At 36.7% G+C, this 13,680-nt stretch carries 8 protein-coding genes and 2 pseudogenes; 2 read left to right on the top strand and 8 right to left on the bottom strand.

The genetic code is table 11. The features are described 5' to 3' along the window. Positions 1 to 18 precede the first annotated feature (18 nt). The 6 genes and pseudogenes from LG273_RS01345 to LG273_RS01320 form a co-directional block, all read right to left on the bottom strand. Positions 19 to 63, bottom strand: coding sequence for an erythromycin resistance leader peptide (locus tag LG273_RS01345; RefSeq protein WP_142301762.1), 45 nt, complete (start codon positions 61 to 63; stop codon positions 19 to 21). Between the two features lie 231 nt (positions 64 to 294). Next, positions 295 to 2,937 (bottom strand): AAA family ATPase, encoded by a 2,643-nt coding sequence (locus LG273_RS01340; protein WP_404457147.1) that lies wholly within the window; start codon positions 2,935 to 2,937, stop codon positions 295 to 297. Positions 2,938 to 3,068: 131 nt separating this feature from the next. Next, positions 3,069 to 4,601, bottom strand: a complete 1,533-nt coding sequence (locus LG273_RS01335; protein ID WP_404457145.1) for a Tn7-like element transposition protein TnsE — start codon at positions 4,599 to 4,601, stop codon at positions 3,069 to 3,071. 2 nt (positions 4,602 to 4,603) lie between these two features. Beyond that, entirely contained in the window at positions 4,604 to 6,454 is a 1,851-nt protein-coding gene (locus LG273_RS01330) for a TnsD family transposase (RefSeq protein WP_404457143.1), read from the bottom strand. A gap of 12 nt (positions 6,455 to 6,466) precedes the next feature. Continuing rightward, on the bottom strand, positions 6,467 to 8,161 hold the full coding sequence (locus LG273_RS01325; RefSeq protein WP_404457141.1) for an ATP-binding protein: 1,695 nt from the start codon (positions 8,159 to 8,161) through the stop codon (positions 6,467 to 6,469). Then, positions 8,136 to 8,669: pseudogene (locus LG273_RS01320) on the bottom strand (transposase); the annotation flags it as partial. The pseudogene LG273_RS01320 and the gene LG273_RS01325, both read right to left, overlap by 26 nt. Positions 8,670 to 8,820: 151 nt before the next feature. Here LG273_RS01320 and istA point away from each other — a divergent pair. Both istA and istB read left to right on the top strand, forming a co-directional pair. Further along, positions 8,821 to 10,284 (top strand): IS21 family transposase, encoded by a 1,464-nt coding sequence (gene istA, locus LG273_RS01315; RefSeq protein WP_404457089.1) that lies wholly within the window; start codon positions 8,821 to 8,823, stop codon positions 10,282 to 10,284. After that, entirely contained in the window at positions 10,277 to 11,005 is a 729-nt protein-coding gene (gene istB, locus LG273_RS01310; RefSeq protein ID WP_404457087.1) for an IS21-like element helper ATPase IstB, read from the top strand. Before istA ends, istB begins: the two co-directional genes overlap by 8 nt. A 46-nt stretch (positions 11,006 to 11,051) precedes the next feature. On the opposite strand, the pseudogene LG273_RS01305 reads toward istB, so the two are convergent. Next, a pseudogene (locus LG273_RS01305) lies at positions 11,052 to 12,695 on the bottom strand (transposase); the annotation flags it as partial. Beyond that, positions 12,692 to 13,531, bottom strand: coding sequence for a TnsA endonuclease N-terminal domain-containing protein (locus tag LG273_RS01300; protein ID WP_404457139.1), 840 nt, complete (start codon positions 13,529 to 13,531; stop codon positions 12,692 to 12,694). The gene LG273_RS01300 and the pseudogene LG273_RS01305, both read right to left, overlap by 4 nt. Positions 13,532 to 13,680 lie beyond the last annotated feature (149 nt).

Here is a 13,680-nt window from a genome sequence, read left to right as displayed (position 1 = left end):
GCCTTTGAACGTATTTAATTACTGGTTCAAAGTTGGGAAACGAAGTCTCATAGCATGTGTCATTTTTTAATAATCCTCCTTAAATAATTTAAAATTTATATATACACATATTATTGTAACCAGCTTGTTACCAAAAGTCAAAAGTTTTATCAATCTTGTCACACTGGCGAGTATCAACTTACAATAAATGTAAAAAATAAAAAGGGGATAATTTTGATGATTAAGATCACCAATCAAAGTTCATATCTAAGGTTTGTGAATTTCTGGTTACATAATTTTTTGGATTCAATCAGTCTACCTATTCATTATAGTATCATCGATTTGTTCTAATAACTCTATCATTTCTTTGACAACTGTTCTGTCAAATTCCTCCGTTCTTTCCTCTTCGTGTGTTCCCTTATTAAGGTAGTTCCATTCGAAAGGATGCTTGTTCTCCATTCCCAACAAAACGTTTAACGATGAAACTACATTCTCATATCCATCTATATTATTCTTGGAAATAAACTTTCTTAGTGCTTGAGCAGTTGACATTAATTCCGATGCCCTCCCAGGAGAACGCATTGGTACACTTAATTGAACGTTATATTTTTTGGCTAACTGTTTCCAAAGTTTATTGATTAAGCTTTCAAGTGACCTCCTCCCGTTCGCTAAGCTATCACGATGTTGACCTTCATCTAACCTTTGTTGAGCAAGAACTAAATAATTTCGTGGCAGATCTAATTTTACTGTAATTTTTTTGGGTTCATCAGTTTTAAGAAAGTCTATTCGTGTTACCTTTTCTGTATAATCCTTTTTAGGAATATTATTTTCTAACTGTTTTACAAATTCTTCTCCATGGGTAGTAATAATAAGTTGCTTATCCTTTATATAGTCATTCTCCAATATAGTTTCGATAATTCCTCGCCTGTGTTCATCGTCAATTGCGTTTACCACATCATCAAATATTACTACTGGCAAATTGTCCTGTACATTCTTAGCTAAGAGGATGGATAAACCCAAGCACCTTATATGCCCCTCACTCAAAACATGTAATGCATCTAAGTTTCCTCCATTTTTAAAGCGGATTTCTATCTTTTCGCCGGAATTAGAAGGAAGATTGACACCTTCCAAAAGATCATATGGATGATCATATCTGTTGATTGCGTTATAGAACTCCATTGTTTTAGCATTCAAGTTAGATGCCAATACAGATGGTAACTGACGGTTATATTCTATTAAACGGGCTTTTAGTGAAACATATGCATCATGATATTGGCAATTACGTGCTACTAACAGCTTTTCCTTTTCAACCTGCTTAATTAATTCTTTGTTGTCCTGGGTAAATTCCTCCACAGCTTCAATTGCCTTCTTTTCACCTTCATTAATAGATTCTATTCTTGTCCGAATTCTTGATATCTCTTCTAGAACTTCGTCTAATCGTCTATTTTCTGCTTTTAGTTTTTGAATTTCATCCTCAGCTTCCGTGACTTTTTTGTTGTAAATAATCAGATGTTTTTTAAAATCATTAAAAACATCAAAATAATAGATAGTCGTTGCTATTGCATCACTTAAATTTTGTCCATCTTCCTTGGCATCCAATATCTGTTGATTTAAAGCGTCAATGGTATCTTTTTTTGGGAATTCTATTGATTCTACAATCGTTAAAATTTGCGTGAGTTTGGTTTCAAGAAACGTGAGTTCTTTAGGTACCTGCTTATCTATTTGAGTTACTCGTGTTTCAAGTTTTATAGCTATCTCAAATTCTTGTACTTTCTTAGAGGCATGGGAATAAGGGTTTAAAGGAACTGCAAGGTTCCCGTCTATATATAACTCTGATTCACACGCTGGACAAACATCTTGAAATTTATCTTTATTTTGTAAAATAGCGGTATACAGATCTTTTAAAGGTATTTGGTCTTTATAATCCTGTAAAGATGCCATTGCCTCATTACGCTCTTTTATTAGTGAGTCTACACGTTGGGTACTTTCCATCAACTTTTCAATACCAGGGTCCGGTATATTTTTTAAATTCCCTAAACTCGCAATGTGTGCATTATTTTTTTGTATAAGTCCCTCTGCTTCTTCCGTTCCTGATAATTTTTCTTTTAATTCTTCTAAAGTATTAACATCAGTATACTTGCTAAGTAATTCATCTGTCTGTTGCTGTACCTCTTCTCTTTTTTGAGGCAGAGTTTCTAAATTTTGTTTATGTAATTCGATTTTCTTCTCTTCTTCAGAAAGTTTCTTTGCAAGCTTTCCTTCACAATCAAGATAATTATCAAACCGTTCATTAAAATTCGCAACAAAGGTATTAAAATCCTCTAATCCAAATAAAGCAGCAAGTCGTTGTTGCTGAGCCTGTGGTGTATTAGCGGAGACTCGGGCAAACCCTTCTATACGGTTTCTTTCTATAAAGCAAAATTCATTAACTTGGGGCATTGGTTTTACATCAATTTCACAATCCTCGGAATTTACTCCTTTTAAAACAGGTAGTTCCGATCGTCCTGTATATGCATTCTTAATATATGTATCAAGGCCAATTCGCTTTGCATCTGCCTCATGAATTGTCCCTAAAAGTGCATATTCGAGGGCTTCACAAAAACTCGATTTTCCACTTCCATTAGGACCATAAACAAAAGTATAGGGGTTCTTAAATTCAAAAATATGCTCATCAGAGAACCCCCTGAAGTTTTTTACAGTTAATTTCGAAAGACGATTGATTTGATCTTCAGTTATTGCTTCAGATGTTTCATCTAATGAAAACTGCCCATCGACTGAATCACCATGTTCGGTTACTAAACTAGCGATAAGTTTACCTCTTCTTCCCCCAGAGCTACTAGATTTTTCAATAGAAGTAAAATTGTCTAAAATAATACTGGCCAATTTCATTTCGTAATTAGACAAATCCCCTGTGTATTTCTTTAGAAATTGTTTATACTCTCTTAATGCCTTGGACATTAATCTTCCCCCTTGTTTGAAAAAATATTTTCGACACTTTAATTCCAACTTGAGTTATAGTCAATAGCCCCATTTGAATGAAGCTATTTTAATTTAATAGACTAATTTTATGTTAAAAATATCCCCAACAGTCACAAAAGTTTGCTTAGCAAAATTTTTGCTCTATGACGAACCCCTTTACTGCTATGCTTTGCCTTTGTAACACCAATTCCTTTTGTTTCAATGGATTTTAGAAACTTACTATTCCATGTTCCACAAGCATTAACAAGGTTCACAAGCAAATAGTTATATATCATACCCCAATTTTGTTCGGAATTAGATGTTAAAATAATCGTTGATAGTGGACGGTGTTCACGCTCAACCTCAATAACATTGAAACGATTGTCATTTATCATAAATACTTCAGCAATTACATAACTTCTTTTTGTAATACCATCACTTAACTTTGTATATTTCCTTTCCCCCATGCCTTCTGGTAACACATCAGTAAATGCCTGAATTGTTTTTACCTCTGGATATTGTTCCAATACTTTTAAGACATTTATAAAGTCCTTCAACTCCCCCTGAGTCTTAACTTCATGCAGCATTTGATGTTCCAATCCCCTAGCCAACTGCTGTCCACCACTATCTGCTGTAGAGCGAATGGAATTACTCTCACCATAGTACCTCTTTGTATTTTCATCCTCTTCCAAACGTTGTTTGGCAAACTCACGTTTGATCCGTTTGACTCTAGGGACTGAGGTATATTCATGACTCAATTGATTCATCTGCACTAAATCAAAATCCTCCGTAGATCCATCTACTTGTTCATCTAACGTAAAACCTTCCTCATCCCCGTATTTATTTATAGAATGGTATGTATATTTTTTTGCCTCTTTTGACTGCTCTTTATCTTGAATTTCCGGATGTGAGATCGAGATATTTTCATATGGAATATGCTTGTTCTTTACATTCACAATTTGTAAAACCGTCCATGTATTATCTTTCTCCTTTACACGGGCAGTTACTGTGATTGGTTGTGTGAAATTCCATTCAAACTTCAATATCCGTTCCTGCAACCATGTGAATGCAAGGCTTTCATAGACTTGACGTAAATCACGATTGGTTAATAGCCACACCAATTGATAGATGAATGGCGTTTTTGTGTATTTCATCTCATATAGTGATGAGAAGCTAAGATGAATTTTGTTTGGTTCATATGTTTCAGTGAAAAACTGCGGAAATGAATTGGATTCAAACAAACGATGTAAAAGAAATCCGTTCGGTGCTAATATACTGCGCAACACTTCAATAACTGGCAGAATGACATTCTTGCCATCAAAGAAGAATATGAAACTACGAGAAATTGCTAGATCAGTACTTCCATAAATGTTCCATGGCTTTTCATAATACTGCACTCGATTAGGATAAATAGTAATATCTACTTCTTGCGCACCCTGGGGAGGCTGACTTGCTGTGATTACACCGTTAATATAATAATGTTGGATAGCCAAACATGGTAACGTACCCCAGTCCAGTAGTATTTTCTTTGTAACCCCCTTTGAGCGCAAATACGCATACAGCATTATTTTATTATCATAACGAATAGGATCACCAATCCAAATTAGTCTTGCATTCTCTCCTTTTACGAACGGCCATTTAATTTTAACTTGTTTTGCACTCATCATTAACCACTTCCTATTTTCATGTCTATGTACGCCTCTAAATGCGGTTTTATTTCATGAAGATGATACGATTTAACAGCACCTATGCGCTGGACTTTCCACAATACTACCGGTTCTTCCTCTTGAATCATGCAGTCTATGATTTTACAACAACGTCGAATTTGAAATTGCGAAACCGATTCTGTGATGTTTCCTAAGAGTTTCTTAGTCTTAGGCAGTTTGTTAAGGTGCTTCTCTAAATTAGATAAGATTCCTAAACGTTTTCCGATAAGAGAATTTGTTATCCGGACAGGCTTTTCCAATGCCATCAACTCGTTATGTAGCTGTTTTATTTTTGCGCAATAATCTGCATCCCGTGCAGACCAATCAACAATTGTATTATTGGCATGTGCCTCTTCACATCTTCTGGGTAATTGTTTCAATAGCCAATTCCTATCATGGCGATACAGATAAATATATTCCTTTTGAAAGAGCTCCCTTATTTGTGTTCTGGAATCGTTAGGAAATTGTTGCATTCCTTCCAGCAGTTTGCTCCGGTATTGCTGTAACATTTGAGGGCTCACTTTACTTTCAGCTTTTTCTTTTTGTCCATCCTTAGATAAATACTTTTTCACCGTCTTAGAATCTACCCCAAGCATTTTAGCCATTGCCCTAATACTCAAGTCTTCCTTGCTTGCTAAGTCTTGTAATTTTGCCTTCCACGTATCTCCAAACGCTTTTACTCGGCCAATGCGATATATTTCCTCTCTGGATTTATCGGGACCCTTTCTGGCATAAACAAAACCACACGAACACTCAAACGTACCAATAGGGGCAGATGATTTATAATCCCTTGTAATATCCACGGGTTGGATTACCAGTTGCTTGTAATGTTCAGCAGCCTTATTCAGGCATGGCCACGGACCTTTACCAAATGGACCTACATCTTCTTTAACATGTAAAAGCCCTTCTACATCTTTACCTAAAAAATATAGGAAGAATAAATGACGCAAAGGATGCACATGACGCTTTTCATTGCGGGTTAGTACCTTTAGCCAATTGTATTCGTTTTCCTCATTTAACTCAGACTCGTACTTTTTCAAAAACCCTTTAGAGAACTTTGCTTGAAAGGCTTCAAATAATCCCTTTTGCCTTACTTGATTCGATGTAGTAATTAAATTCTTTTCCCTAAGAAGCAATCGATACATTTTAAAGACATCTTCACGTGAGAATGCCTCAATATCAATATTTAATAATTGATATGCCATTTTTGCTAGCTTTACTTGGGTATCAAAATAATATGGAGACTTCACTTCCTGCAAAGCTGAAAAATTCATTCTTTTTGCCTCAAACCGGATAAACTTGATTCGACTTTGCTCGTTAAACTCAACCGGGTATTTTCTTAGTTGTAAATAATGGTGTGCGCACAAGTCTATACCTTGTAATTGGTGTTCCCGATGTATGTATGGTTCACCATATTTATCAATATCAGCACGGGCGCATTGTGGACAGTAGTATAATACATCTTTCTTGCAAATACCCCCTGCAACCATACCAATCCTTGTATAAAGACCCTTTCCATCACCTTGAACATCAAGCATTACCTCGTGTTGTCGATGTTTAGCAAGGAACGGAGCATAAAACGGATAAATAGTGTGTTTCGCCAATAAATTCCCTATTGAATAATGATTTCCCATTTGTTGAGACAAAGCATAAAAATGGCTACCAATCTCTACACTCGGGATCACAGAGCGACTTTCAAACACTTCTTCCAATGAATCTTTGTAATCAATATTTCCACTGTAAAAGTGATAACGGGCAATCGCTGAATAAATTAATTCATCTGGATATGGATCCGTAAAGAATGGCAGCATTCAAACTCACTCCTAATAGAATTCCTCCAAAGGATTTTTAATGTACCCATTTGCCTTCAATAACTCATGGGGATGTTGCTTTTTGTCCAATGCTCGCTTTCTTAGCGTTAATAATGGTAGTACATCCGCATTTTTCGTTTTAGCTTTCGTTTTTTGTTCCTTCTTTTGTTGATTTAATGCAATTCCCTGCTGAATCACATCCGATTTAAGCTGGTGAAAGTCAGTATCAAGTGGACTTTCTTCAACTATATTTTTTGTCAACTTTTTAATGTCTTTATCTTTCAATCTATCAAAAATACCAAGGGCAGCTACCTCAACACGTAAGTTTTCAATCGTGTCTTGCCGTTTATACTGGATTGTATTTTGTCGTTCTTTAAACGCATCTTGAATACGCCCTGTAATTTCTGTATTTCGCTTATGGTTGAGCATTACCTCATCCAGGTTGATCATAATATCTTCATATTTCATCATATCAGCTAAATTATTGGTTCGAATAGCCGTCATCATTGGTTGAATCGTTTGCATATCTTCTTTAGCAGTCTTTTTTATTACTTGTGGTGTAATGGTTTCATTTGGATTATCCTCATCAAATAATGCTCGTTCTTGCACTAAAATAAAGAGGTTTACAGCAAGAGCAGTAATCCCTTGGCATTCATAGTAAAATGCCTTCTTTGCCTGCTCAGTAAGATCAGAATGGGTTTTTAAGCACTGTAATTCCCAAAGTGTTTCAAGGAATAATTCCCATTCCTCACTATCTTCCGCCATACGATCCCAAATAATTGCTCCATCGCTTGCTGCCCGTCTTGCCTGTCTGAAATTCCCTTTAAAAAGTTTTTGTGCCTTAGAAGTCCCAATTAAGACCGTGGGAATGCCAACTGTATTAGACAGCGTTACAAAAAAATTCAACATTTCTTCCTGATCATTTTTAGAATGTAGTAAGTGCTGTATTTCATCAATGACTAATACACCGATACCATACATACTTGCTAATGATGTCATATGCAAAAGCATTGTCGATGTCACTCGATTCAAATAACCATACTTTTCTAAATAACGCGTACCAAGTAGGTCATCAATTGCCTTGAAAAAGCTTTTACAGAGCGTTGATAAGCTACCGTCATATGGACAGTCAATTTTAAGCCAAACAATTTGTGTACGGTTAAAAGGTTGTCCTCCGTAAGTTTCATGTTTGATGACTTGCGGATACATGAGCAGCAAGCGTTCAATTGCAGTGGTTTTGCCGATACCAGAGATACCTATAATAGATAAGCTATCAGCTGTAGAGCGAATATAATTTAAACGCTCCTTGATATGCTTATGTGCAATCTCCTCTTCTTCACGCAATTCATGTAATACACGAACTCGCTCTAGAAATGTAGAATCTAATGGATTTCTTGCTAAGTAGCCTCTGCGAATCAACGTTGATAATCGACGCTCTACCTCAAAATGAATCGGTAATGGCTGAATAAAGTTCCTCACACGTTTTAATACGTGATAACGAATATTGGATTCACTTAACTTATCTTGATCACTAATCCGTGGGGTCACCATAAATCGTTCTAGCACAACATCCTCACTTAAAATCGGTGGAAGAGCCTCGATAAAAGGATTATTGGCATATTCACTTAAAGGTTGTTCCTTATAAACGCCTTTCTCAAATTCTCCTTTTAAAACAACCATGTCATTTGTTTTTCCCAAATTCCTCATCTCGCTTTTTCTTTAATTTTTGCATTAGGCGTGAGGGTGATTTCTTTGGTGGTGTATCATCAATCCTCTCTTTTGTAGTGAAATCGATTACTTCAGTTTCCTCACTAACCTTTTTAGGTGATAAATCAAATTTGTCAGTTTCACGGTTTAATTGTTTTTCAACATCCTTATTGTCTCGAATAGAAGCAATTTTTGCTTTTTTACTTGTTGGTTGGTTGAAAGATTCTTTTTTGTTCTTCACAGCTTTTTTTATTATTTCTTCCATTGTTGCATCTGTATTTACTGTTAATTGAATTTGATTTGTACGTTCTACTTCTTCTAGTTCATTCCGAAGTTGATGTTGAAATACAATTTCCTCTAAGAAATCACCTTTATATTGCTGACTAGGTTCTAATAAAATACAAGTCTCAAAGTCCATTCCGTTATCATGAGGAATATAGATTTTTTCAATATGGCGTGGATCATAAACAACTTCTACGCTCTTATTTTTCAACTTCAAATACCAATGTTGTATAGTGCAAAATAAAAGTAGTGAGAATTGCAAAGAAAATCTTAGAACCCTGCAATTCTTAAAAGCAAAGAAAAAAGGCTTGCCAGCCTAATCAAAAAACCCTACCGTTAATGATGACGAATCAAATAATGGTGGAGGGATTGAAAGGATGCTGGCAATGCCTGAAGTTAATCATATCAAAAAAATGAGAAATGAGAAATCATTATCAATCAACGAAATATCAAGAAGAACAGGGTTCAGTTGGGAAACGGTAAAAAAATATGCTGATGAGGACCAACTTCCTTCGGAAAACTTTTCTAAAAAGGGAGGAATGATGTACGAGGGAAAATGGGGAGAGATTGTTTCTGATTGGTTGTTGGAAGATCACGCTTTAAAAAAGAAGTTACGACGTAATAACAAAATCATCTACCAACAGTTAAAGAAACTCCACTTTCCCGGATCTTACCGAACTGTGTGTAACTATATTGCAGAGTGGCGGGAAAAACGCATGGAAGATGGCGAAACAATCAAGGAGGAATTTGACCGATTGACCCATCCTCCAGCTGAAGCGCAGATTGATTTTGGCACAACGGAAGTCATTCAGGACGGTAAAGCGAAAGACATTCACTGTCTGATCATGAGTCTTCCATACAGTAATGGAGGTTACACTGTCCCCCTTCCGGGGGAGAATCAGCAATGTTTTCTGGTTGGGTTGAAAGCATTATTTACACAGTTTGGGCGTGTCCCCCGAAAGTTACGGATTGATAACCTGGCTGCCGCCGTAGTAAGGGCAAGAGGAAAACATGGAGATACGATATTCACAGAATCCTTCCTGAAGTTCGCAAGTCATTATGGTTTTGAACCTCAGGCATGCAATGCAAGAAAGGGGAATGAGAAAGGCCATGTCGAGAATAAAGTTGGCTATGTAAGATATAACTTCTTTACTCCTTCTCCAGTAATCCGAGACCTAGATCACTTACAGGAAATGTTAACACAGAAGTCAAGGGAGGATCATAAACGCAAACATTATAAAAAAGGAGAGCCGATACAGGACCTTATCAAGGAAGAGAAAAAGTATTGCTTAGCTTTGCCGGAAAATGATTACCCGGTATTCAAGAAGGAAACGGTATCAGCCAATAAATATGGAGAGGTCCTTATTGATGGTACAGCCATCCATATTCCTACCAGTTACCATTATAGCCAAGTGTACTTGATTACTTATTGGGATTCCTACAAGGTGGTCTCACCGAACGGTGAGGTGTTGGGTGAAGGTCCACGACCTTACATGAATAAATCTCGTGAATTGCCATGGTTATTCGTATTGGGGATGTGGAGAAGGAAGCCACGCTCCGTGTCTCACTCTAGGTACTTCCCCTACTTGCCCGGAAGAATAGCTAATTATTTAAGTATCGAATCCCAGGCGATCCAGAAGGATCGAATAGAATGGTTAATGAGTCAGATTGTCACCTATAGTATGAATGAAATTAATGAACTATTTTATGAATTGCTTCCTTCAAAGGACAATTCAACTTTAGAATCTGACCCTCATCCCTATGAAGTGAACTGGAATATTTATGACTCTCTGCGTCCAACGAACCCTGTAGCTGAAGGGGCGGTGACTATTCATGAGTGATCGATTAAAAGAAATGTGCAAATCACTTCGTTTGGCCTATGTGGCAGATATTTATGAAAAGGTGCCTTTCGAGAACCCCACTCAGTATCTGGAGACCTTATTCCAGCAGGAATTCCAACTCCGCGATACAGCAAAGGGGGAACGACTTATAAAGAAAGCTAGATTTATAAATGATAAGGAGTTAGACCATTTCCAATGGGGATCACAGGTGAAATTTCCACCACAGATCAATCGTGAAAGCCTCGAAGGCTTGAAATTCATTGACCGGAAAGAAAATGTCATTCTGACAGGTTCCCCTGGTACCGGCAAAACACACATTGCCACAGGATTAGGACGGAAAGCATGCCGACAAGGCTATGACGTGCGTTTTTATCGGGTAGCAGATCTGGTGGATCAGCTGGAAAAGGCATGGAGTGAAGGTAAATTGCAGAGCTTCAGGAACAGATTCAAGAAAGTGGGCCTCATTATCCTAGACGAAATGGGATATATCCCATTCAGTAAAAACGGGGCTGAGCTACTGTTTCAGCTGGTTACAGACTGGTACGAACAGAAAAGTCTCATCATCACTTCCAACCTGGAGTTCAGCCAATGGAATCGAATCTTCGTCGATGCAAGACTAACAGCTGCATTGGTGGATCGCGTGATTCATCATGCGCATGTTCTAAGTTTTACTGGTGACAGTTATCGTGTCACACACGCACTATCTAATTACCCATCATAAAAATTGGGCTGGCAAAGTTCTCGTATTTCTTTTGCATTTTTATCAGGTTTTCTCTTGCAAAATACAAATGTTCCTCAATCGCTCGTTGGGAACCATATAGAAGATTTTTAAACTTGATACCAGCCCTTGAAATTGTCGCTTTTCCACGCGGAAGCACGTTCAGGCGAAGAATATTTCTATCAACTGTTCTAAGCCTTCCCTTGCGGTTTTGAATACCCCAATTCCATAAATTAATCGGCGTTGGTACTAATCCTGCAGCGACCATTTCTTTTTCAACAGGATATTTATCAATTACCTTTTGGTTATGATGTAGCGCCATTGTAATAATAATGGACGTAAATTCCTTTAAATTCAGTGTGGCATTTAAGCGATAATCCTGATCACCACGTTCTCTATATTCCTTTTGAATTGCTCCCGGTGCTTTTTGCTTCACCTTCCCATTAAAAGTACGGAACTTCCGTTCAACAATTCCTTTCAAATCCCCACGATAAGCCGTGGTATTCTCTATTTTAATATTAAGATTATTAATTAAGTTGTCTATCGAATATCCTTCAAATTCGCCCCTGTCAGCAATTATAATTTCAGGCAAATGATGTGTTGGCCATTGCTCGGGTGTAATATCTATTCCACATTGCTTACAAAATTCTACTTTGTCTGCGACCATATTATCTAAAGCCATCATTGCACCAATCCATGATGGGCCTTCTAGTCCCACATAAAGACCAGTAATAATACGTGAATACACATCAAGTACCGCATAAATAACTGGTCGACCAATTACTTTATTTACATCAAGCGAACTAACTAAATAAATATCTGCAATGGTTGCATCAATTTGAAATCTAGTACCAGGACCATTTGTTTCCGATTTAGCATCGCCTAGAATAGGGCGATATTTCAATTCATATTCCTTCGTACTTTTACGAAACTGGATATCTTTTTTCGGATCTTCAAGCTTTTTAAACCAGTAGTAAAACTGATGGTATGAAGGGAGTCGTGTAGCATCCCAGATACGGTATTTCAGTTCACCGTTTTCCTTATAGCGGTCAGAATAAAAGTCACGAAGAACGAAATTATAAACGTCTTTTAACGAATAGTTATTTGTAGCTCGGTAATACTTTTTAATTGCATGTTCAAATTGAACTTTTACTTCATCCGTAATATTAATACCTGTCTGGTATTCATTACTGAGAACCCTTCGAGGACGACCTACCTTTGATTTATTTAAAGTTTTTGTTTTACCCTTTCCTCCCGAATTCGAGTAGTCGGGGAGCATCGCATTTTTTGTCATACCTCGCTGCCAAAAACGACTAAGTAGCTTTTTTACCTTAGTAGGAGTGACTTTTAATTCTTCTGCAATTTCCTTTATCTTCTTCTCCCTGCCACTTTTTTGAAAGAGTACTTTCATATGTTCCAAACAGTATAGTTGAATAGCTTCCCAATCATTTTCGCGCTTTTGAATTTGTACTTCTGTTAAGTCACTATCGATTACAACTCTTGCAAAAGGATCTGGGATTACTAATAATACTTTTTGTTCGATTTCTGTAGCTAATGTAGCATAAAGCTCTTTTTTAGCCATAGATGTGTGTGCATCAATATCTACAATAAATACATAAGATTCTTCTATTTCAACAACTCGAATCCGTTTTGAATCCTTTACATATTGAAGCACTTGATTAATATAAATCATCCGAATTTCACCTTCTTCAGCCTGCTTTCATCAATGGATTTAATATCAATCTGTTGTTCTAAACTAAGTGGATTAAGCATATCTATCGCTATTATTTTTTGAGCAATTAAATGATAAAAAAGTGTTACACCACTACCAAAAGGTAAATGGGTATCGGTATCAAATTCATTCGTAATTGTACGGATACTATGTTTATTATTTAATAACCTTTGCATTAATGATAAGGATATATCTTCAATATGTTGTGAACTCATTTGCTCGAACACATCATAATCTCGAATATCATAATAATCATGTATGTAGCTAATGTTTCGTGCCATTGTTTTAGGAATCTCTTCCTCTGTAACAATGCTCCAGTCTATATCCTTCCGTTTCCAATACTCTCGTTCAATCTCAAACTTTTCAAGTACACGTTCCTTCAGTAATTCGTCCTTCATTTTGATTGTACGAGCTACTTCAAACACATTTTGTCCTTTACCAACTGTCAATAGAAAATCCGTAGTCATCACAATAGGATCGCCTGTTTTTGGATCAGCTGGATGATTAATTCCAAGCTCATCTGCAATAACAATCGTTTCCTCTTGAGGTAATAATGGAAACTGCTCGCGAATATCTAAGATAGCATCAGAAAATTCAGATATGTAAAAATAGTTTCGTTCCAAGTCCGATAAAAATTCATGTTGTCTGTTGGTTTTTATTCCTTTTAATCTCGTTGACCGACCTAATGAGGAAATGTCTTGAATTTTTAGCCATGGCTTATATTCTACCCCACTACCAGTTCCACGGCCTTCTTTAATCCACTTATCGACTTTAGATGTTCTTTTTCTTTTCGACACAAAAACACCCCTTTAGACAATCATATCCAAAGGGGCAAAACAGTGCAACTTTTTTATAAACGGTATAACTTTATTTTAAACGGTACATCTTTTTTGCAAACGGTACGACTTTATTTTAAATCAACACTCGTTACTAAATCAATACGCCT

The organism is Oceanobacillus kapialis (assembly GCF_044790185.1).
GTDB lineage: Bacteria > Bacillota > Bacilli > Bacillales > Amphibacillaceae > Oceanobacillus_B > Oceanobacillus_B kapialis.
Note: the sequence above shows the minus strand (reverse complement) of the source record. Positions and strands in the feature narration are given on the sequence as shown.